The organism is Beduini sp., from assembly GCF_047239305.1.
In the GTDB taxonomy this organism is placed as follows: domain Bacteria; phylum Bacillota_I; class Bacilli_A; order Erysipelotrichales; family Coprobacillaceae; genus Beduini.
Map to the genome: position 1 here is coordinate 62,029 of NZ_JBKTEM010000007.1, position 23,329 is coordinate 85,357.

General features: G+C 35.3%; 21 protein-coding genes. 7 read left to right on the plus strand and 14 right to left on the minus strand.

Features of this window, described 5'->3' with window-relative positions; genetic code table 11:
* Positions 1–82 precede the first annotated feature (82 nt).
* The 3 genes from ACLRVU_RS10560 to ACLRVU_RS10570 form a co-directional block, all read right to left on the minus strand.
* Positions 83–226 (minus strand): hypothetical protein, encoded by a 144-nt coding sequence (locus tag ACLRVU_RS10560; protein ID WP_412096833.1) that lies wholly within the window; start codon positions 224–226, stop codon positions 83–85.
* 163 nt (positions 227–389) lie between these two features.
* On the minus strand, positions 390–1,214 hold the full coding sequence (locus ACLRVU_RS10565; protein WP_147551453.1) for an MBL fold metallo-hydrolase: 825 nt from the start codon (positions 1,212–1,214) through the stop codon (positions 390–392).
* Between the two features lie 11 nt (positions 1,215–1,225).
* Positions 1,226–2,575 carry an MATE family efflux transporter gene (locus tag ACLRVU_RS10570; protein ID WP_412096832.1) on the minus strand — a complete coding sequence of 450 codons (1,350 nt, stop codon included), beginning with the start codon at positions 2,573–2,575 and terminating at the stop codon, positions 1,226–1,228.
* A 956-nt stretch (positions 2,576–3,531) separates the two neighbouring features.
* On the opposite strand from ACLRVU_RS10570, the gene ACLRVU_RS10575 reads away from it, so the two are divergent.
* Both ACLRVU_RS10575 and ACLRVU_RS10580 read left to right on the plus strand, forming a co-directional pair.
* Entirely contained in the window at positions 3,532–4,431 is a 900-nt protein-coding gene (locus tag ACLRVU_RS10575) for a hypothetical protein (RefSeq protein ID WP_147551451.1), read from the plus strand.
* Positions 4,432–4,908: 477 nt separating this feature from the next.
* Positions 4,909–5,475, plus strand: coding sequence for a hypothetical protein (locus tag ACLRVU_RS10580; protein WP_147551448.1), 567 nt, complete (start codon positions 4,909–4,911; stop codon positions 5,473–5,475).
* Between the two features lie 65 nt (positions 5,476–5,540).
* Here the strand turns inward: ACLRVU_RS10580 and ACLRVU_RS10585 are convergent, their stop codons facing one another.
* The 4 genes from ACLRVU_RS10585 to ACLRVU_RS10600 form a co-directional block, all read right to left on the minus strand.
* The gene (locus tag ACLRVU_RS10585) at positions 5,541–6,356 is read right to left on the minus strand and encodes a phosphorylase (RefSeq protein ID WP_147551447.1); all 816 of its coding nucleotides are present in this window, start codon (positions 6,354–6,356) and stop codon (positions 5,541–5,543) included.
* 272 nt (positions 6,357–6,628) lie between these two features.
* Positions 6,629–7,135, minus strand: coding sequence for a CarD family transcriptional regulator (locus tag ACLRVU_RS10590; protein WP_147551445.1), 507 nt, complete (start codon positions 7,133–7,135; stop codon positions 6,629–6,631).
* 189 nt (positions 7,136–7,324) lie between these two features.
* Positions 7,325–7,528 carry a cold-shock protein gene (locus tag ACLRVU_RS10595; protein WP_041137880.1) on the minus strand — a complete coding sequence of 68 codons (204 nt, stop codon included), beginning with the start codon at positions 7,526–7,528 and terminating at the stop codon, positions 7,325–7,327.
* A 227-nt stretch (positions 7,529–7,755) separates the two neighbouring features.
* Positions 7,756–8,430 (minus strand): GIY-YIG nuclease family protein, encoded by a 675-nt coding sequence (locus ACLRVU_RS10600; protein ID WP_147551443.1) that lies wholly within the window; start codon positions 8,428–8,430, stop codon positions 7,756–7,758.
* A 247-nt stretch (positions 8,431–8,677) separates the two neighbouring features.
* Between ACLRVU_RS10600 and ACLRVU_RS10605 the strand changes: the two genes are divergently transcribed.
* Positions 8,678–9,451 carry a MurR/RpiR family transcriptional regulator gene (locus ACLRVU_RS10605; RefSeq protein WP_412891838.1) on the plus strand — a complete coding sequence of 258 codons (774 nt, stop codon included), beginning with the start codon at positions 8,678–8,680 and terminating at the stop codon, positions 9,449–9,451.
* A gap of 64 nt (positions 9,452–9,515) precedes the next feature.
* Positions 9,516–10,907 (plus strand): glycoside hydrolase family 1 protein, encoded by a 1,392-nt coding sequence (locus tag ACLRVU_RS10610; protein WP_412891839.1) that lies wholly within the window; start codon positions 9,516–9,518, stop codon positions 10,905–10,907.
* 27 nt (positions 10,908–10,934) lie between these two features.
* On the opposite strand, the gene ACLRVU_RS10615 is transcribed toward ACLRVU_RS10610, so the two are convergent.
* From ACLRVU_RS10615 to ACLRVU_RS10640, 6 genes are all read right to left on the minus strand, one after another.
* Entirely contained in the window at positions 10,935–12,167 is a 1,233-nt protein-coding gene (locus tag ACLRVU_RS10615; RefSeq protein ID WP_412891840.1) for a GH25 family lysozyme, read from the minus strand.
* A 112-nt stretch (positions 12,168–12,279) separates the two neighbouring features.
* On the minus strand, positions 12,280–14,658 hold the full coding sequence (locus ACLRVU_RS10620) for a ribonucleoside triphosphate reductase (RefSeq protein ID WP_412891841.1): 2,379 nt from the start codon (positions 14,656–14,658) through the stop codon (positions 12,280–12,282).
* Between the two features lie 15 nt (positions 14,659–14,673).
* Entirely contained in the window at positions 14,674–15,810 is a 1,137-nt protein-coding gene (locus ACLRVU_RS10625; RefSeq protein WP_412891842.1) for an anaerobic ribonucleoside-triphosphate reductase activating protein, read from the minus strand.
* A gap of 106 nt (positions 15,811–15,916) precedes the next feature.
* A complete protein-coding gene (locus tag ACLRVU_RS10630) occupies positions 15,917–17,107 on the minus strand; it encodes a PLP-dependent aminotransferase family protein (protein ID WP_412891843.1) in 1,191 nt (396 codons plus the stop codon).
* A gap of 58 nt (positions 17,108–17,165) precedes the next feature.
* A complete protein-coding gene (locus ACLRVU_RS10635) occupies positions 17,166–17,654 on the minus strand; it encodes a DUF1003 domain-containing protein (protein ID WP_412891844.1) in 489 nt (162 codons plus the stop codon).
* 40 nt (positions 17,655–17,694) lie between these two features.
* Positions 17,695–18,579, minus strand: a complete 885-nt coding sequence (locus tag ACLRVU_RS10640) for a DegV family protein (protein WP_412891845.1) — start codon at positions 18,577–18,579, stop codon at positions 17,695–17,697.
* A gap of 167 nt (positions 18,580–18,746) precedes the next feature.
* Between ACLRVU_RS10640 and ACLRVU_RS10645 the strand changes: the two genes are divergently transcribed.
* From ACLRVU_RS10645 to ACLRVU_RS10655, 3 genes are all read left to right on the plus strand, one after another.
* Positions 18,747–19,361 (plus strand): IMPACT family protein, encoded by a 615-nt coding sequence (locus tag ACLRVU_RS10645; RefSeq protein WP_412891846.1) that lies wholly within the window; start codon positions 18,747–18,749, stop codon positions 19,359–19,361.
* Positions 19,354–20,952: an LCP family protein gene (locus tag ACLRVU_RS10650; RefSeq protein ID WP_412891847.1), complete on the plus strand. Its 1,599-nt coding sequence runs from the start codon at positions 19,354–19,356 to the stop codon at positions 20,950–20,952. Before ACLRVU_RS10645 ends, ACLRVU_RS10650 begins: the two co-directional genes overlap by 8 nt.
* Positions 20,953–21,074: 122 nt before the next feature.
* Positions 21,075–21,932, plus strand: coding sequence for a YitT family protein (locus tag ACLRVU_RS10655; RefSeq protein ID WP_412891848.1), 858 nt, complete (start codon positions 21,075–21,077; stop codon positions 21,930–21,932).
* A 60-nt stretch (positions 21,933–21,992) separates the two neighbouring features.
* Here the strand turns inward: ACLRVU_RS10655 and mgtE are convergent, their stop codons facing one another.
* Positions 21,993–23,327 (minus strand): magnesium transporter, encoded by a 1,335-nt coding sequence (mgtE, locus tag ACLRVU_RS10660; RefSeq protein WP_412891849.1) that lies wholly within the window; start codon positions 23,325–23,327, stop codon positions 21,993–21,995.
* Between the last annotated feature and the right edge of the window lie 2 nt (positions 23,328–23,329).

The following is a 23,329-nucleotide window of genomic DNA, read 5'->3' on the forward strand; positions in this document are numbered from 1 at the left end:
TCCAAAATCGGATAATAAAAAACCTGATTTCTGATATGTATCCAGGATTCTAGGTATATATCATTTATCAGGTTCTTTTTCCCTATTCGTCTTTTTCTTTATCTGCAACGATATCAGCCAAAATCGTTTCTACAGATAATACATCAGCATCAATTTTTTGTAATTGATCCTTAATATCAGATAATTTACCACTTATATCATCCAATACTTGTTTAGTACCTTCCACAATACATAGCCCTCCTTTTCATTCCTATTGTAAGACAACAAAAGAATGAAAATTGTAGAATAAAATCGATTTGTCACAAATTATAAATAATTAATTAGAAATTTATTGTATTTTATGCTTGATGAAACATTCTTATTTAAACATTAAAAAAGCGCTGCTGCGCTTATTTCATCAGAGATACAAATGAATCAATCTCTGCTTTAGAGCCTGTAAAGCTGTACACACAATGCTCTTCAGGTTTTCCCAAAGTATTAAAAGGTCTTGTCAAAGCCGTTTTAGCTTCAATCATATCTACCAGCTTTATCATATCAAGCAGGTACTGCATCGTCATAGGTGCATTGACCGGTGACAATGGATCACGTCCGATACTTTGATACTGCTGCCAACGATGTCCGCACATAAACAACGGATTTTGATAATGTTTGATTTCATTATACAAATGATGAATTCCTTTTTTATAGTGTTCTAAAACCTGATCCATGAAAAACAGCCAGACATAGCTTGAACCAATGGCATCCCCCGTGATCACCAATTCTTCTTTAGCATCGATATAAACCATTGATCCAGCTGTATGCCCGGGTACTTCAACTGCCTTTAACTGCTTATCTCCTAAATCAATTATATCCCCATCTTCGATAAACTGATAATCCCTTGTTTCTAAGTTATCCTCTTTATCTTTCAAGGGAAACAAAATTGTTTTGTTTTTAAAAGCATTTAGTCCTCCAACATGGTCATAATGATTATGCGTAATCGCAACCATTATCTCTTTGCCATCAGCTAAAGTTTCGGCTATTTGTGTCAATTCTTCTTCATACTCGGCATGCGTATTGGCAGTATCAACCCATAGTACTTTCTCACTTCCGATAATACAGTACATGCTTGAAGGATTATCAATACGATCTTCAATATGAAATATATGATCTTTTAATTTTTCTACTCGATACATTGAGTAGTCTTTTATTTCTCCTGGTTTATTTGGGATTTTCATCTTAATTCCTCCTAATCAACAACACTGTTTAACTTCTTCTGCCATTTTCCTTTATAGTAATAGTAAGCTAATAAAGCACTGCATAGAACCCAACCTAAAGGATAGCTGAAAGCAACAAAATTGATGGAACTAAAGAATTGGGTTCCAAAGAATAAAGTAATTTGTCTAAAAACAACAAAACAAAACAGCATGATCACCATTGGCGCATTGGAATCCCCTGCCCCACGCAAAGCTCCGGCATATATCTGATTAAAGCAAATCGCAAAATAGAATGGCGAGAAGGTTCTTAAAAAGATATTTCCATACTTTAATACTTCTGCATCTTGTGAGAAAATGCTTAATACCTGATTACCAAAGATATTCAATAGTACAGATAAGAAAATAGTAACACCGATTGAAATCATCAAAGAAGTTTTAGTTCCCTTTTTGGCACGCTCAACGTCCTTTGCTCCCAAGTTCTGACCAACAAATGTTGTAGATGCCAATGAAATACTTTGTACCGGTAAAATAACAAACTGGTCAATTTTCGTATAGGAACTCCATCCGGCCATTGCCGAAGAACCGAATACATTAACATAGCCTTGAACAAATATATTTGAGAATGCTGTAATTGATTGCTGCAATCCAGCCGGCAATCCAATCTTCAGCATTTTAGTAAACATATCTTTATGTAAACGCAGATCTTTTAAAATAATTTTATATGCTTCTTTTGATCTTACTAATAAAGCAATGACCAAAACAGCGGATAGTACCTGTGCTACTAAAGTCGCCCATGCAACTCCGGCAACCCCCATGTCAAACACAATAACAAACACTAAGTCTAATATCGTATTTACTATCGAAGAAAAAATCAAGAAATAAAGCGGTCTTTTTGAATCGCCAATCGCTCTTAAAATCGCAGCCCCCATATTATAGATCATCAATCCTAAAATACCGGCAAAATAAATCTTTAAATAAAGTGATGAATTCGGCATAACATCAGCAGGTGTCTTCATAAAATTCAATAATGTCGGTGACAGTAAGATTCCCACAAATGTCATAATAACGCCTAAGATTAATGTCATCATGATTGATGTATGAACCGCATCATGCAGCTTCTTATGATCGTTCGCCCCATAATACTGTGAAATAACAACGCTGGCTCCGGTAGATAACCCCATGAAAAAACCAACGAGCATATTAATGATAACGGTACATGATCCTACCGCAGCTAAAGCCTCTTTTCCTACATAGTTCCCTACAACGATACTATCGACTGTGTTGTATAATTGCTGAAATACATTTCCGATTAATAATGGAATTGAAAAATAAACGATCGATTTCCAAATCGAACCTCTTGTCATTGTTCTACTCTCATCCATTCCCATACCTCCCCATACCCATATATACTATACCTATTTTTTAGATTTCTCAATTATTTTCGTTTATTGAAATCTAACACATAATTTTTATGTGTTTTATACATAAAACAGGCTCATTTTTAATGTTTTTTAGATTAATTAGCTATATTTTTTATACGATTAGGAGTAAATTTAGAGTAAAAAAGCTATCTTAATTGATAGCTTTTGCTGCATATTTATAATCTATAATCGAATGATAAACATTGCTTAAATCATCTTGTACTATCAGCCCTAAATCTAGCGTCATTTTAAGTTGCCCGAATATAATCCCCTCGCAGTATTCCATTACCTCTACATTTGTTTGATCTTCCTTGATTGCTTTAACATAATCCCCATAAGAGGATATAAGATTTAAAAATACAATCTTTTTAATTTTCCTATTTCCATATCCACATTCTTCCTACACATTACTAATAGTATAATAACATGGATATGTGTAAATGGCATTATTTCTTTAAGAATCTTTTTATTATTTTAACCTTATTTTTATAATGTATATCTATCTGACAGCAGCCACAAACGGGATATGTATATACATATGCTTTAAACTTTCCACTTTCTTCATAAAATACATCATAAGTTATGATTACTTTTCCGCATTTACATTTAAAATTCATATTTTTACCTCTTACTATATTTAAGAACAGTGTTAATCTTAAACTTATTATTTGTAAAGATATGAGTGTGTATAAACAATTATAGTATAAGCGTTTTCATTTAGCTATTTCTTTATAATTTGTTGCATTGTTCATTGGAATCAACAAATTTATGGGAAACTATGTTAACATTTAAGTAGATTTAAAGAAATATTAATAAGGTTAGGAGGTGTATCACCAATGCATATAATATTTTATCTTAATAATTTCTAGTAGCAGAAATGCGAAGTCTCGTTTTGAAAATTAAAAGGAGATTCAATCATGAAGTCAAAACACAAATTTAAAAAAATAATTTGCACATTATTTTTAGCATTAACTATTGGATTTTGTTCATTAAATCTTACCGCTTTAGCTGCCGAGAATACAGAAAATTCATTCAATGAAAAATTCGAAATTCATGATAAAACAGCAGAGGAAAAATATTTAAATTTAATCAGTCAAAATAAATCACCTAAACTATACTCATCTCAGGATCCATCTCAATTTGGAGACTATAACTATGAAGCATTGCAATCTGGGGATTTTAATACTCTTTTAAATATATCTTCAGATAAAAATCCAAATTTTAAAATTGTGTATTCCAATGACACAGAAAACGCTGGTACTTCTATTATACAAGATATAAATAATAATAATTATATCTTATACGAAGGGAATATAAGAAATAATAGTTTTTTATTCATTGTTAATGGTGAACGTTATGTTATTGAAGGAAACTTGGATAATCTAACAGCAACATCTGAATTTGGAAATAAATTTTATATTTCTAAAAGTGAAGAAGTGGAAAACCCTAATGGAGATTATAATATATCAACATACGGTAGTTGGGGGAAAAATTATGGTCCCTATTATAAAACAAATAAAGTTGTTGTAGAAGTATTAGGTTATGTAAGTGGTGCAACAGCAATGGTAAGCTTTATTCACCCTATATTAGGTACAATATCAACAATAACAGGAGTTATAAGTTTTGTAGGAAGTGTTGCTTATGCAACTTTGTACATTGAATATTGGCAGGCTTATATGGATGATTGTCCATCTTATGTATTAGAAACTCAATGGTACTATGCTAAACCAAATTATACTGACTTAGTAAAAACATATCAGTATAAATTTCATTCAATAAGACCCGATGAAGCGGGCGGGGCTTGTATGAATTATTAATATGGATAAAAAAATGATGAAAATCATTGAATCTTTAGTCAGTGTCATTGGTACAAGTATATTTATTAATCTAGTTTTCAATGTGAATTCGGTTCAAAAAGCCAATTTTATGCAAGTAATCCTTTTTGCGGTATCTCTAGTAAGTGTCATATATAGTACAAGAAGAATGACCAGGGAAAGAATTGATAATAAAAAAAAGTACACTACTTCAATTATTTTTATTATTACTTTAGTATTAATAGTATTATCAAGTAGAATTATTAATATCCCATTGCCAATATCCATATTTATATTAGTTGCAATAGTTGAACTAAGTGTTTATTGGATTTAACAAATAACCCTAAGTCCAAATAGGACCTAGGGTTTTACTTTACTCTTTTATAAACTGTACTTGATCAAAATATATTTCACATTGCCATGCACCGCAGCTCATTACATATGTCTTATTTTAAAATAAAAAATAGTCAAGATAAAAAAATGAAATTAGATGTGACCTTTGAAGAAACTAAAGTTACTTCTAATTATATAAGAGTTGATGATAGAGTGAACATTTATGCTAACAGTACCAATACGTATATTTCTCTCTTTGGTCAAAAATGTATTGATTATGAGGATAGTCTTACCGATGCTATTACCTTATATACTGATGGAATATGCCCATATTGTAAAAAGAAAATTGAAATGCCAAAACAGAAAAAAAGTTGTCCTCATTGCAAACAAAAAGTACACGTTGTTGAGGGTGGATTGCATCAAGGAAAACTAGCGTTAACAGAACCTCAATATTTAGAATTAAAACTTTTAAAAGAAGCTTTCTACAATGACAGGTATATAGATCCAATGTATAAAAATAATACCATTGTTAAAAATCCACAAAATGAATTAGAGGACAAATATAAAAATCCCCCTGCTACCAACACGGAGATTCAAAGATATGCTACCAATATATCTAAGCATGATAAAAATTGTCTCGCCGACAGTTCCTTTTATCGTGCTCATTATAACATATTTAAAAATATTTATAAAGGAGCGATTTTATATGACTAAAGAATATACAGTTAAAATATTAAAAAACGGAGAGACTGTACACTTCGCATTTACACCTATTTTGTTCAATCGTCAATAATCAGACGATGAATAATTTTTGGTATGACTTCACATCTTACAAATTGGCGATATTCTTGAATCTCGTTTGTTGTTGCACTCATCAGCGATTGATCCTGCATAGAGTTATCGGAAACATTAAGCAAAGCTGCCATTGGGATTCCCATTATTTCCGCCGTTTTAAAAGCGGCTGCACTTTCCATGTCAATTGTATCACATCCCATACTTACAATATCCTTAATATAAGGATACTGAGCAAAAATAGTATCCGTACAAAACGGTGTTCCAATATGCCAGCAGACCTCTTGATCTGCACACACTATTTCCGTTTCTTTTTTCAACTTTTCAAACAGACTTTTATCCGGGGTGTTTTTTTGACCAAAAACATCATTCGTAAAACTGTTTGAAGAAATATAGCGGCTCGCTCCATCCCCGGATATTGAACATTTAGGGATGACAAGATCACCGATTCCGATATCCATCTTTAATGCGCCGACTGAACTTACAAAAATCACACGTTTGCATTTACTAAGTCCTAATAAAAGCATTGCATCCATCAATGCCGGTGCCCCAAAACCGGTTTTTATAAAAGTCATGTTTAAATCATCGTAACGGACATCCCATACCTTATAACCAAATAAAGGCGATGAATCCACAATCAATTCAAATATTCCCAATCCCGATAATTTTTGCGGTGTCCAGCCCGGTGAAATAATCACAGTTTCTCTAATAACCTTTACATCTACTCCCATACAATTATAAAAGATGTCTTTACTGTTGGCTCCAAAACGCTGCATCCCTGCTATTAAGTCTGAATATTCCATGTTAATCTCCCTCTAAATGAAATTATACAATTCTATTTGCTTGTAGTTTCATTTCTTCCTTCATTATCAAAATAACACAGTGATCCCCCCCTATTTCAACATTCTCATCTTTAAATATGTTTATCAGTGTTTACCTTTTTGTCTGTACAATTTATTAAAGAAAAAATATTTTATATTCTAGCATAATTCCCAGCATTTATAATAGGATATAGGGAAGTTGGAAAGAAAAACAGATACTTTTCGTTAAAAAGTACCTGCCCAATATTATTCAATTAAACGGATAGTTTCATCTGATCCGTGATATACTGGATTACCTCATCTTTTGAGATTCCCAGTACAACCGCAAATTCTTCATGAAGCAATTCTTCGGCTTCTTTTCGATAACGTGTATCGATCTGTCCTAGCTTCTTACCTTGCGATTCCATTTTTTCCTGTTTCATTCTCACACTATGAATAACCTGCAGTAAGTCTCCACAAGAATACTCATCAATAAGATCTTTATAATAAGAAGTCAACTGCTGAGCAGTCTGATTTTCTAATGCATCTTCCTGCATGGTTGAGATCATTGAAATCAGCTGATCAACCGCCTCTTTCGTAATAAGAGGTCGCATATGCACCTTTGTATCCGTTGGCGTATACGTCCTTCCTTCTCTAAAAACCGGAACAAGGGTATAGTATTCTTTTTCATTAGAACTGCTTCCAATATCTAATTTCCCTATATTTTCAATCTTACAAACACCTTGGTTCCCGTATACAATCAAATCTCCTTTTTCATACATATATCCACCTATCTTTCTATTAAGTATATGCTTGATATCTTTATTTTACCACAAATTATTGATTTATATGCAAAAGAAATTTAGAATTACCAATAATTCATATAAATATATTTATTAAAAATAACTATAAGCAAACAATTTTGTATAAAAAAAAAGAAAGCTGTAATTGCTTTCCTTTTCATTATCAAATTAGATAACTGTAACGTTTGAAGCTTGTTCACCACGATCAGACATAACGATATCAAAGCTAACATTATCTCCATCGTTTAATGTTTTAAATCCACTTGATTGGATTGCTGAGAAATGTACAAAGATGTCTTTTCTATCTGCATCACTTGTAATAAAACCGAATCCTTTATCTTGATTAAACCACTTTACTTTTCCTGTATTCATACTATGAAATACCTCCTTTTTTATTTAATAAGAAGCATTATATTAAAAACAAAATCATCCGCCAACACTGTACTAAGAATAGACAATGTTGATGGATGATCCATGTAATTGTATATCGTTGCTAGTTACTATATACATAGTATAACATAGAGTTTAAATAAAAGCAAATACTATTTCATTTTTTTATTAATAAAAACTCAAGGTATTCATTACATCATCATAATATTTTAATCACCCGATTTATTTTGCATTTTTTCTCGAATATCATTCAACCATTCTCCATTATATTTAAAATATTTTGGTCCGGCAACACCCCATTTAGAACCTAATAATTTTGTTGCAAGAGCAGATAAAGACCATAATTCATTTTCAAATTCCACCAGCTTATTATCGACAACCTTACATGTACGACCTGAATTAACACTTCCGCTATTGTAAAACTCTAATATAGATCCCGGTTTAATATTACACATTGAAAATTCAAAAGGAGCCATACGTTCTTTATGTTCCGCTTCAATTTCACTTGCTGTTTCTTCTTCATTCTCTTCATAGTCAGATGGTTGAACCTTCTTTAATTTATCTTTGCGTCCATGTATTTCTGCCATTGCTTCCAAAATACTATACGCATCTTCTGGTGACATAGCATAAAACTCTCTTACTCGTTTCTTTCCAGCAAAAGTTTCTATAGATCGAAGATTAGGATTTAATTTATCAATAATACTATGTAATTTCTTATCAGAAAGTCGCATTTCAACTTCATAAATTGCATACACTCTAAATGCATATGGGATGCATTCACTTCGATTAAGTTGATTTAATCTTTTCTGAACATCATCTGCATAACCAATTTTCACATATTCCTTAAAAGAAGGATTGGTTAAAATATAAATATACCCACTCATTAAATTACCTCTCAAACTCCTGATCTAGTCTTCTATATATAATACTTCTCTATTTATATTTAATACTATCACAAAGGTACCAATGCGACAATATGAAAGCATCTATCTACCGCAATCAAATAGCTGTATTAAAGATGGAAGAATAATAGAATGAGCTGATTATCGTTATTTTCATTGACGTTTTCACTAAAAAAGATGAACAGACTACATAACTTAGTTATAATATAAGGTATAGGAGAAATTGATTATGCAGACACTTATCTATACTTTACTCAATTATATTAATTGTTCTATAAAAAAAGATACAAACTATGATATTGCCAAAACACTGCTGATCCATTTAAAGGAAGTGCCCAATTGTTCATTAGAGGAATTAGCCGCACTCTGTCATGTGTCAGATTCTACGTTGCATCGTTTTTTTAAATTAATTGGCTATAAGAATTATAAGCATTTTAGACAGCAGGCAAGTAGGAAAGAATTGAAAAATTATCCTCAAATTTATAATTTCAATGAAAAGCAATCCTACTTACAACATATGAATGAAAATATGCGTTTAATAGAGGTGGAGCCAATTTACCAATTAGACCAAGCAGCTATAAAGATTATGCAAGCAGACAATATCTATTTGCTTGGCTATGGTGAATTTCAATATCCTGCTCTATACTTTCAAAAACAGTTATATTCACACGGAAAACTTAGTGAAATTGTTGCTAAAGTGAATTTTTTTGATGATTACATACAAGGTATTTGCCCTACTGATTTAATCATTGTGACTAGCATTAATGGGCAATACCTGCATCTTAACAGCGACCAAGCTTACTATCCGTCTATTCAAAAACTACCCTGTACTAAGATTTTAATTACCCAGTCCCATGATCCTTCTTTATTAGCTTTATTTGATATTGTGCTGTTTTGCGGAAAATACAGCCACAATGGGTTAAGCAGGTATGCGATTATGCGTATTTATGAGCGTTTGATTGATCGTTTTCATAATAAGATAGGAGAAAATATCTATGAATAAACTCTTCAAATTTTGAAATTTATGTGAGTGCTGATTAATTATAATGAAGCTGAGGTGATAATACATGAGTTTTCCAAAAGATTTTTTATGGGGCGGAAGTATTTCTGCTTTTCAGGCTGAAGGTGCCTATTTAGAAGATGGCAAAGGTTTAACTGTTGCTGATTTAAGATTAAAAAAGGCAAGTGATGAAAACGGACTCGCAGATAGTTCTATCGCGGTTGATTTTTACCATCACTATAAAGAAGACATTCAATTAATGAAAGAGTGTGGTTTAAAGAGTTTTCGTTTTTCAATTGCTTGGTCAAGGATTATTCCGGATGGTTGTGGAGAAATTAATCCTAAAGGGGTAGCTTATTATCACAGTTTAATCGAAGAACTATTAAAAAATGATATTGTTCCAATTGTTACATTATATCATTTTGACTTTCCACAGGCACTGATTGAAAAATACAATGGGTTTGCTTCCCGCGAATGCATTCAAGATTTTGTTCGTTACGCTAAAGTTTGCTTTGAAAGCTTTGGTGATATTGTTCCTTACTGGTTAACGATCAATGAGCAGATGGTCATCACTGAACTGCCATTTTTCCAAGGACTAACCGATTTAAAAACATCGTATCAGGCATTCCATCATATGTGTATAGCGCATGCCTTAGTAACTAAGCTGTATCGTTCTATGCACTTTAACGGTCAAATTGGTCCCTGCATTTCCTATACGACTCGTTTACCTGCAACCGTCAATTCAAAAGATATGATGCTTGCCTATCAAATGGATGATCTTAATGTATTTTCATTGATTGATGTACATTATTATGGAGAATATCCACCTTATTTTATTAATGAACTGAAAAGAAAGAATCTGATGTTTGATGTTTTACCGGAAGATAAAGAGATGTTGGCAGATGCCCGTCCTGATTTCATTGCGATTAACTGGTATGTAACAGAAGTAGTGGGACAATATGTCAATGAAAATATGCCTGAGGAGTATAGTGGTCCCGACTTGCCAAGACAAGGCAGAAGTGTTGCCGGAGAATACCAATACTATAAAAATCCTTATACTCCATACAGTGAATATAATTGGAATCGTGACGGAATTGGACTTCGTTTTGCTTTAAGGCGTCTTTATGCACGTTATCGCCTACCTGTCATGATTACTGAAAATGGATGGTCTGCCAACGAAAAATTGGGAATAGACGGAAAAATCCACGATGATCTGCGAATTGCTTATTTTAAAGAAATGGTTGAACAGATGTCTTTAGCGATTGGTGATGGGGTTGAACTTTTCTCGTTTAATCCTTGGTCATTCATTGATTTATTAAGCAGTTCACAAGGAATGGACAAGCGCTATGGCATGGTTTATGTAGATCGTACAAATGATGATCTTAAAGAATTAAAACGTATAAAAAAAGATAGTTTTTATTACTATAAAGATGTGATTTCTAAGAACGGTGCTATGTAATTTCCCCATGATGGGGAAATTTTTATTTTAGGGGACCCTTAATGTTTGTCCCGGATAAATAAGATTAGGATCGCTAATCTGATTCATCTGTGCTAAAGCCTGATAACTGATTCCATATTGTTCTGCGATTTCACTCAATGTGTCACCCGCCTGTACCACATAAGTGTTTTTATCATAATACCCTGTAATATCGCCATTGTTCACAAAGCACATGCCATCATTGATCAAATAAGGGTTATTAGTTCCATCATAAATAGCTGTAATAATCCCATGATCAACATCCGGTACCAGTGCTTCGCCAAACGGCGGCCAGCCGACTGTCGCTGTAGATGATCGGTAACAGCTGTTAAACATCACATGATCTCCCACTTCATAAGTGGTTTGTTTTACCTCATAATACCCCTGAATATCACCATTATTCACGAAGCACATGCCATCATTAATTAAATAGGGGTTATTGGTTCCATCATAGATAGCAGTAATCACTCCATGATTGGTATCCGGCACTAGCGCCTCACCTTCTGGGGGCCAGCCTATTTTAGCTGTTGATGATCGGTAACAGCTTTCAAACTTAACGTGATCACCAATCTTATATTCTGTTTGTGCCGGCGGCTCTTCATTTTGACCATTACCGTTAAAATTTCCTCCGACAATAATACTTGGATAATCTAAATAGGCAATATCTCTGTCTACGTTGCCGTCATATCCTTCAATAGATCCTACCGAAGTATATTGGAGCATTCCTGCCTGATCACTGACATCGACCTGAATTGTTCCATCATTGGTTCCCCAATTGGCAATCCAGCGGTCATAGCGCTTTAAAGAAGGCGCCCCTAAACACTTATCAAACCAAGATTGTGATGAATATATCCCAACATAGTTATTTTGAGCTTCTACTTGGCTTAGGAAGGCCTGTGTAATCGCCACATATTCTTGTGGATCGGTAAGTCCATGTTCTTCTTTATAATGATCGCCATCTTCCATATCAAGATAAATAGGATACTCAAAAACCTTACCGGCTAATAAACTCAAATAAAAATCTGCTTCCGCTTGTGCTTCTTTAGTATTCAAGGCATACGAATAAAAATAGGTGCCACAGGGAATATTCAATCGTTTACATTCAGCATAACTTCGTTCAAACTGGGGATCCACCACGTCCGCATAGCCCGCCCTAATAATCACATAATCAATGTTTCCGGCTATGGCTTCAAAATCTATTACGCCTTGAAATTCACTTATATCAATTCCTAACTGACTCATTTTTTCACCTCCTCAATCTAAAATATGTGCGTTAAAAAAAACGGTATAGTAAGAATTATTTAGAATAATTCACCCAAATTAAAAGAATCGCCTCATAAAAGGCGACTCTGTCTTATTTATTTAATGTATCTACATATTTTTTAATATTCCCGGTATTACTGAAGGTTTGATATTCATCCCCCTGTACCACTACTAAAGTAGGTGCTTGCAGGATACCGAATTTTTTAGTCAGTTCAATTTCTTCTTGCGCATCAATCTTCTCGAATGCTACTTTCGCTTGATTTAAGATATGGATTGCAGTCGGACAATTTGGACATGTCTTCGTTGTAAATAAATATAATTTTCCGCCGCTTTTTACTTCCACATCGTTATTTTTAGGTGCTGATGATTCAGGAAAAGCTTCTTTTCCATTCAAGATTGTCTGACCGACATTGTAAACTTTTCTTTCTGAAAATTCCTGAGACTTACCGATGTTCCAGTTCTTTACAGGACGATAATATCCGGTAATACGGCTGTAAACCTCTGTTTCTCCCCCGCATTTTGGGCAAGTATAGATTTCACCATTAATATAGCCATGATCCTTACAGATCGAATAAGTAGGCGAAAGGGTATAGTAAGGCAGACGATAATTTTGAGCAATCTTACGAATCAAGGTTGCCGCTGAACGCCAATCCGGTAATTTTTCACCGAGGAAAGCATGGAATACCGTTCCTGATGTATATAGTGTCTGCAATTCATCCTGCACATCCAATGCTTCAAAAATATCTTCCGTATAACCTACCGGTAAATGTGAACTATTCGTATAATAAGGAGCATTATCATTATCTGTTGCGGTAATAATATTCGGATAGCGTTCTTTATCATGTTTCGCTAAACGATAGGTCGTTGATTCCGCCGGCGTTGCTTCCAAGTTATATAAATCTCCGTATTCTTCCTGATAAATCACTAAGCGTTCACGCATATGATTCAGTACTTCTTTCGCAAATTCCTGTGTTTCTTTATGCGTTAAATCAGCTTTGAGCCAGTTGGCATTCAGTCCTACTTCATTCATTCCGATTAATCCAATCGTTGAGAAATGGTTATCGAACGATCCAAGATAGCGTTTTGTATAAGGGTATAGCCCTTCATTCAATAGTTTTGTGACGACTGTACGTTTGACATTTAATGAACGTGCGGAAATATCCATCATATGATCTAAATGAGCATAAAAATCTGCTTCATCTTTTGCCAGATAAGCAATTCTAGGCAAGTCAATTGTAACAACTCCGATTGAGCCGGTGCTTTCTCCACTGCCAAAGAATCCACCTGATTTTCTTCTTAATTCGCGTAAATCCAGACGTAAACGGCAGCACATGCTTCTTACATCGGAAGGTTCCATATCACTGTTGACATAATTAGAAAAATATGGGGTTCCATATTTAGATGTCATTTCAAATAATAAACGATTATTTTCTGTATCTGACCAGTCAAAATCACGGGTAATCGAATATGTTGGAATCGGATATTGGAATCCGCGTCCGTTGGCATCTCCTTCAATCATAATCTCAATAAATGCCTTATTGACCATATCCATTTCTTTCTTACAGTCTTTATATTTAAAATCCATTTCTTTTCCACCAACAATGGCTGGCTGTTCCGCTAAATCAGCCGGTACTGTCCAGTCCAATGTAATATTGGTAAACGGTGCCTGACTTCCCCAGCGGCTTGGTGTATTGACACCATAGATAAATGATTCGATACATTTTTTAACCTGATTATATTCTAAATGATCCGCTTTAACAAAAGGCGCCAAATACGTATCAAACGAAGAAAAAGCCTGTGCGCCTGCCCATTCATTCTGCATGATCCCTAAGAAATTAACCATCTGATTGCATAATGACGCTAGATGCTTTGCCGGAGCAGACGTAATTTTTCCAGTTACTCCGCCAAGTCCTTCACTGATCAGCTGACGCAGTGACCAGCCTGCACAATAGCCAGTCAGCATTGATAAATCATGAATATGAATATCCCCGTTACGATGGGCATTACCGATTTCTTCATCATAGATTTCTGACAGCCAATAATTCGCTGTAATCGCTCCGCTGTTGTTTAAGATCAATCCGCCAACAGAATAAGTAACCGTTGAGTTTTCTTTAACACGCCAATCTGTTGATTTTACATAGCTGTCCACTAATTCTTTATAGTCTAAAATGGTTGCTTTCATGTTACGGATTTTTTCACGCTGTTTACGATATAAAATATATGCTTTTGCGACATCTCCATAGCCGGATTCACTAAGCACCGTTTCAACACTGTCCTGAATTGCTTCCACATGCACATGACCATCACTGATTTTAGGCTCAAAATCAGCTGTCACTCTTAATGCCAGTAATTCGATAATGCTGGGTTCATACTGACGTTCTAGTGCTTCAAACGCTTTCGCAATAGCAGAACTGATCTTTGTCAAATCAAAATTTGCAACTTTCCCATCTCTTTTAATAACTTTATACATGATTTATCCTTCTTTCTATATTCCCCTAATTTCTACTGTTTCAATATATGGTTTTACCACTTTAGCAAATGCTTCCAATTCTTCCTTTGTAAATCCATGCAATCCTTTTTGAATCACACGCTCTCCGTCTATAAAGTTTTGCAGATAATAGCGCTTAGCCCCCTTCAGCATCTTTCCGATTGCTGATATATCTTCGATAGAGTGAAATTCTTTCACCATCGTGGTTCTAAACTCATAATCAACCGCTCCGCTTAACAGATAGTCTATGCTTTCCTTCATCGCCTCTATATAAATTGTCTGAGTCCCAATTGTTTCCGGGTATCTTTCAAATGAATTCTTGATATCCATAGCGACATAATCAATCAAACCTTCTTTTACTAAATACTTGATTTTATCGGGAAAGCATCCGTTTGTATCTAATTTGATTGGATACCCTAAAGCTTTTACTTTTCTTAAAAAAGGTTCGATTTCATCATGTAAGAGCGGTTCTCCGCCACTGATGCAAACCCCTTCCAAGATTCCTTGACGCTTTTTTAAATAATCTAAAACATCCTGCCCTTTAATTTCCACCATATTTTCCGGTAAAAAAACTAAATCGGCATTATGGCAAAACGGGCATTTAAAATTACATCCTCCGGTAAACAGAGTACACGCCATCTTTCCGGGATAATCTAATAATGTGAGTTTCTGCATTCCGAAAAAGGCAATCTCTTTTTCTTCTTCAACCATATACTGACTGGCACTCTCCGCAATTTTTTGTAAAAGACTTTCAAAAAGCTCCGCTTCTATAAGGGTAATGTCTTTTGTAATCCGTTCCCACCAGTCACGTCGAATCAAATACAGGCTGCCGATAATTTCTTTTGTTTTATCGGTGGTGTATAAACAGCGCACGCGCTTATCTTGTTCATTTACTACAGATCGCACATAACCTAAATCTTCTAGTTTCTGAATCCCTTTGGTGATCGTGCCTTTGTCAAAGTTGCCTTTGTTAGCAAGCGCCTGCATCGTGATTCCTTCTTCTTCATAAATCATAATTAAAAACTGAAGCTGTCCGGCACCGATCTCATACGGATTTAATTGCTTATCATAGTATTTTTGAGTACAGCGGTATAAAATTGACGAATTCATCAACAAATAATTATTACTTTCCATACGCCCTCCAAATGGTTGAACACTCAACTAAAAACATATTAGCATACAATAGTTGAATATTCAATTAATTTTGAAATATAAAAAAATGAGACCGGATCGGTCTCGATTATCGACAAAATTTATAGGTTAAGTCACCTAAAATTTTAATCCCTTTTTGAATATTTTCTTTTGTTGGCGTAGAGAAGTTTAAACGAATGCTGTGGCAAGGTGCATTCTCATCCACCATAAAAGCACTGCCCGGTACTACCGCCACATTCTGCTTGATCGCTTCTTGAATGAACTCTAATACATCAACATCATCAGGGAAAGTTGCCCAGATAAACATTCCGCCTTCGGGTTTTGTGTATTGTACTGAAGGATGAAAATGTTCTTTGATTGTATCCAGCATTAATTGTGCCTGATCACGATAAATCGCTTGCAGACGTTTTAAATGCTGATCCATATCTGTGGTACGCAAGAAACGATCCATCACTCGCTGCGCCCATACATTCGTATGCACATCCGCTACCTGTTTAGCGACTGTTAAGCGTGACAATAAGTCTTTATGTCCGATCGCAACGGCAACACGCATTCCCGGTGCAATAATCTTCGATAAACTTGCCGCATATAAGACAATCCCTTCTTCATCCATTGATTTAATAGAAGGAACGGCTTTAGAAGAAAATCGTAGATCGCCGTAAGGATTGTCTTCTAAGATAAGCACGCCATATTTCTTAGCCAGTTCATAGGTCTTTTTTCTTTTTTCCAATGACATCGTTGTTCCCATTGGGTTTTGAAAGTTAGGAATCACATATAAGAATTTAGGCGTTGGTTTTTGCTGCATCGCTTTCTCTAATTCTTCCATGTTGATGCCATCTTCTTCTAAGCTGACTCCGATCAGCTTTGCACCGTTGCTTCTAAAAGCATTCAAAGCCCCCAAGAAGCTTGGATCTTCACAAATAATCGTATCTCCCTCATTACATAGACATTTAGCTAAAAAATCCATAATCTGCTGTGATCCGGAAGTAATAATCAAATCATCGTATTCTTTGGAAACTTGTTCATGACGATTGAAAAATGCCTTAGCAGATTCACGAAGCGGTCCATAGCCTTCTGTAATCCCATATTGAAGCATACTGATGGGATCTTCTTCAAACAATTCATTCGAAATGGTTTTAATGCTGTCTACCGGAAAAGCCTGCATTGCCGGATTGCCGCCGCCAAAACTTATCACCTTAGGATCTGACGCCGCTTTTAATATTTCTCTGACTGCCGAAGCCTGTACATTACGCATTCTATTGGAAAATTCGAATTTCATATAATACCCCCCTGTAAGTTATATCCCTATATTAAACATTTTTAAGTTAAATTGCAAATTAATTTATCTCATTATTTATTTTTTCTAAAATTTCTTCTTGAGTTTTTATTATATTCTCTATTTTCTGATAAATATCTTCCATCATCACTTCTGTTTTAATATTTAGAATATAATCGTTGCGTGCCCGTACCCGATCCTTATGATCCTGTCGATTCTGTGCCATCATAATTAAAGGCGCCTGAAAGGCAGATACACAGGATAACACTAAATTTAACAGAATAAAAGGATAGGGGTCAAAGGGGGATTTCAAAAAAAGGATATTGACATACATCCAGCTAAACAGCACAATCCCGAAAATAATGATAAACGCCCAGCTTCCGGCAATGCGGGCTATCATATCTGCCGCTTTTTCACTAAAAGAAGGCTTGTCATCCTTGCTGTCGCTGTCATATTTTTTTCCCAACAGCAATTGCATGGTTTCTTCATCACATAGTGTTGACTGCGTTTGCTGGAATATCTTTTCTAATATTTCTTTTCTTTCGTCCATTATTATCACCTGAATCTATTATGAACAAAAAAAGGATGTTTTAAGCATCCTCTAACTGTTCAATTCCCTGATATTTACGAATATACTGATAACCAACGCCACCGATTCCCATATGAACGCCAACCACAGCCGGCAGCAGTCCTGTATGTATAGTGTCGCTATTAAGTGCTTCTTTTGCATAATCTCTCATTTCATCACGAATTTTTGTAGCTAATACATCTTCAAGTGTTAATATATAATCCTGAGAATTTATATTTTTTTCTTTAAAGTATTCAATAATACGAATATTGGCTTTCTTGATCGTTCTTACTTTATCGAATTCATCAATTTTTCCGCCAAGATCCTCATTTAATTTCATGACCGGTACAATTTTCAATAAACCACCCAGCACTGCCACAGAAGCCGTAATACGTCCGCCACGTTTTAAATGCTGCAAGTCACTGACTAAAATCAAGGTTGCTGAATCTTTGACTAAGTCTTCTAAAACAGTCTTGATCTCTTGTACGCCTTTTCCTTCTTTAACTAACGTCATCGCAACTTTTACTAAATACTTATGATTTCCAGCTGTTGCCTTGCTGTCTACTAATGTAATTGGCATGTCTTCCATATCTGCGGCAATCTTCATTCCTTCAATCGTTGAAGATAACCCAGAGGCTAAACTGATTCCTAAGATTTCATCGTAGCCATCTGCTTTTATTTGGGCAATGACTTCTACTAAAGAACCAGTTGCCGGCTGGGAAGTCGTTGCGATACATTTTTCATCTTTGATGCGATTGAACACTTCTTCGGATTGAATATCAATTCCATCTAAATAATTTTGATTATTCACCGTTATTTGCAACGGAACAATATAGACTCCTTCTTTAATTAGGGCATCTTTTTTAATCTGACAGCCACTGTCAGCTAGTATTGCGATTTTTGACATGTTCATTCCTCCCTTAAGTATATTAGCACAAATCTAAAAAAAGTCTCTAAATTTTTGCTTAAAAAGTGCGACAAATTTCACATTTTGTATTTTATTATGTGACAAATATTAGTTTTCCTTTTAAAATCGACAGTTATACTCTATAATGTTTTTATTGGAGGTGCGACATGATTAAGTCTGTGAAAAATAATTGTGAACATGAAATTATCGTTAATAAATCACGATTTATCGGCATTGTCGTTCATCTTCAATCACTTGAAGATGTCTCTTCTTATTTAGAATTTTATAAAAATAAATATCCTGAAGCGAATCATTACTGCTATGCCTATATCTTTGATGGGGCGATGAAAGCAAGTGATGACGGCGAACCCGCTAAAACAGCCGGAATGCCTATTTTAAATGTTATTCAAAAACAGGAATTAAATCATGTTTTAGCTATCGTTGTACGCTATTTTGGCGGAATTAAATTAGGTGCCGGCGGATTAGTAAGAGCCTACAGTCAGGCGACCAGTCAAACCTTATTAAATGCTGATTTAGTCATCTACGAATTAAAGCCTTTATACAAGATCAGTTTTGATTATACATTTACAAAACTCATCGATCACTATATAAAAAATATGGCGATTTTAGTCATAAACAAAGAGTATGATGAAGCTGTCACTTACACATGCTTTGTTGATGATCCGCATTTTTTCGAATTCATTCAGGAAACAACTTCAAATCAATATAAAAAACAGTATCTGCGTGATGAATACGTAGAGAAGGAGGTTACTCATGAGTAAACACAAAAAAGAAGGAATAAACTTTAAAAATATTGCCTGTATTATACTGATGTATTTACCTTTGCTTTTTTCTGTCGTTGGTATTTTTTTACTGTTTAATTCTCCCTATTTAGGAACTAAAATCAATTTAATGATCAGCGGTGTAATCTTATTGCTGTCGGCAATCGTTATTCTCTGCTTTATCCTAGGAAAGAAAAAAGCAATTCGCAACTTGACAATCTTTGCGATTGTATTAAGCATTCTTTGCAGCAGTGGCATCGCTTATGCGGATTATCTTTATTTCCGTTTGCACTATGAGCTGGGAAAAATCTCTTCTACTCAGGAATATGTTTACAGCTATATCTATGTCTTAAAAGATTCTGCGATTACTGCCCCTGAAGAATTAACCGGTAAAAAACTTGGTTTACAATCTTCAACAAGCACTACTTGCTATAGTACAGTGATCGAAGGCTTAAATAAAAAAGGAATCGCCGAAAGTTCTTATACAATTGAAACCTACAGCAACTTCGTTACAGCCGCCGGAGACTTGATAAACAAAAAGGTCGATGCGATTGCAGTTGATGAGCAGGGATTAAGCATGATCGGCGAAATTTATCCCGAATTTGCCAAAACAACCGTACAGATCGCTTCTTATAAGCAAACGATTGATAATTCAAACTCATCCACATCTGTCAATATGTCAACCGAGCCATTCACAGTTTTAATCAATGGAGTGGATTCTCGTGACGGTGATCTTTCTTCCGGATCGAATGCCGATGTGATTATGCTAGCGACATTTAATCCAAAAACCTTGAAGCTTTCAATGATCTCTATTCCACGTGATACTTATATTCCTGTAACCTGCCGCGGAAACATCAATGACAAGATTACCCATTCCGGTTCCGGTGGTGTGACTTGTACGATTGATTCTCTCGAAGAAACATTAGGAATTACAATTAACTATTATGTCAAAGTAAACTTTAACGCTGTTGTCAATCTAGTCGATGCGATCGGTGGAATCGACGTTACCGTGCCTTTATCATTCTGTGAACAGGATTCCAAAGACACACCGGATGCCTTATGTATCAATGAAGGTTACCAGCATTTAAACGGTGAACAAGCCTTAGCCTTATCTCGTCATCGTAAAACTTTGCCAAACGGTGATATTGGTCGTGGTGTCAATCAGCAAATTGTGATTGAGGGCATGATCAGTAAATTAGCTTCCGGTCAAATTCTGACCAGTCTGGATAGCTTGCTTTCTGTATTAGGAAACAACGTTCAAACGAACATGAAACAGAGTGATATGTATGGTTTATTCAGCATGCTGACAAGTTTAGGATCAAAATCTACATTCTCAAATACTTCTGCTTTATCCATTTCATCCAGCACCATTGCCGGATATGATTCGATGATTTATACGGATTGGGCAGGAACAGAGATCTACTACTATATTCCATACAAAGAGTCATTGCAGGCTGCAGCAACCGAGATTCGCCGTATCATGGGATTGGAAGATTATCCACTTCCATCAAGCAAGTTCTCATTTAATGCAAATGAGCCTTATGATCAATATAATTTTGATACGACAAACGGATTGAATGATTCGCAATAAACGGTGTGATACACACCGTTTTCGTTTGACAGTCATTTAAAGAAACCAGTTTTAATTGTAGAAATTTAAAACTAGGTTATACTAAAAATAAATGTATAATTATCTATTTTGGAGGTTGAAACATGAAAAAATCGATTTATAATTTAGTTGCAACACTGATTGGCAATGCATTGCTCGCTCTTGGCGTGAGCCTTTTCGTTTCCCCCACTCATCTTATTATGGGCGGCGGAACCGGAATTGCTTTTGCCTTAAACAATTATTTTGGCATTGATATTTCTTTCGCGGTACTCGTTATTAATATTGCAATGTTTATTATCGGACTGCTTTTTTTAGGTAGGAAGTTTGCCATGCTGACCATTGTCAGTACGATCGTTTATCCTCTTTTCCTGCAAATTTCCCAGCAGCTGGTGGCTTTCTATCAGCCAACATTTGATTTACTGATCAGTACAATTTTTGGTGGGTTATTTATCGGCTTGGGAATCGGTTTAGTCCTGCGACAAGGGGCAAGCACCGGAGGAATGGATATTCCCCCAATCCTGCTTAATAAAAAGCTGGGAATCCCAACTTCTGTCCTAATTTATGCATTTGATTTCGTTATTATTATGGCACAGGCTTTTTCAACGGATATTCAAAGCCTGCTGTACAGTCTCATTATTCTATTTATCAGTTCTGTTGCGATTGATCGAACCCTGATGCTGGGATCTACTCAGACTCAGGTTGTCATTATTACTCCAAAATACAGTGAAATCAATAATTGGATTCACCATCATATCGATCGTGGAACGACTTATTTAGAAATTACCACAGGTCTTCACAATGAAAGTCAAAAAGCTGTCATGTGCGTTCTGTCGAAACGACAGCTGCATGCTTTAAATGAAGGGATTGCATCCATTGATCCTACTGCCTTTACAATTATCTCTGAGGTTCATGAAGTAAAAGGAAGAGGATTTACACTTCCTAATATTGATTTACCTATTTAAGACCTGCTGGGTCTTTTTGTTTTGCTCATATTATGATAATTTATCAATAAAAAAGCACGTTTATACAAGATACTGCATAAACATGCTTGCTAATCCTAAGAAGAACAGGAATCCCAAAACATCGGTCACCGTTGTTACAAAAACACCGCTGGCTAATGCCGGATCAATATTCATTTTTTCCAACACTACCGGTACCAAATAACCGGAGAAGTTTGCCATAATCATATTCAACACCATAGCAATTCCGGCAATAAGTCCAAACATCATATTAAATTCGTAGTAAAGTGCCAAAATCGATACAAAGACTGCGATAACCAGTCCGTTCACCAATCCTACTGTTAATTCTTTCATCAATACCTTTCGTGCATTTTCTTTTGTCAGCTCGCCAAGAGAAAGCCCACGAACGATAATAGTTAAAGACTGGGTTCCGGCATTTCCACCCATTCCCGAAACAATGGTCATGACCGCTGATAATGCGACAACTTGAGAAATGGTAGATTGGAACAGATCGATTACCGTTGAAGCTAACAGTGCCGTTAATAAATTGATAATCAACCATGGCAGACGTGATTTTATCGAATCACCGATGGTTCCATCAACACGTTCTTCTTTCGCTAACCCCGCCATATGATGAATATCTTCACTTGCTTCTTCTTTAATGACTTCCAAGATATCATCGATCGTGATGACCCCTAATATCTTATTTTCTTTATCAACAACCGGCATCATCACAAACCCGTATTTATCAAAGGTATTGGCAACCTCTTCCTGATCCATATCAACATCGATTGAAATGACATTGTGATTGGTAATGGTTGAAATGCGTGTATCAAAAGCAGTAAAGACTAAATCCCTTAATGAGACAACGCCTTTTAATTCCATAGTTCTGCTGATGACATATATGTAAGTTGCCATCTCAACATCCTGGCATTCGCTTTTTAAATATTCGAGAGTCTTCAAAACGGTTTTATTGTCATAAATACCAATAAATTCCGTTGTCATGATCCCCCCGGCACTATCCGGATCGTAAGATAACAGCTGTTTGACATCCTCTTGATCTTCTTTATCCAAGATGTTGAAGACATCTTTCCCCTCTTCATCATCCATCGAACCAATCATGTCGGTGATTTCATCGGATGACATCTCATCGAGGATCGTCTTTTGGTGCGTACGGGTAAACCCTCTCAATAACTCATATTTATCCTCGGCTTCTTCTTCATCGATAATTGCCCCGATCATTTCATCGGGTAATTTTTGCAGAATCTCCCGCGCAAGATCCTCGTGTTCATGCAAGACATCCAGCACATCTGCTGGGTGGATAAAACGAATCATTGCTTCAATTTGAGCAGGTGTGCCATTCAGCAATAATTCTTCAATATTGATCTGTTCTCCCATAC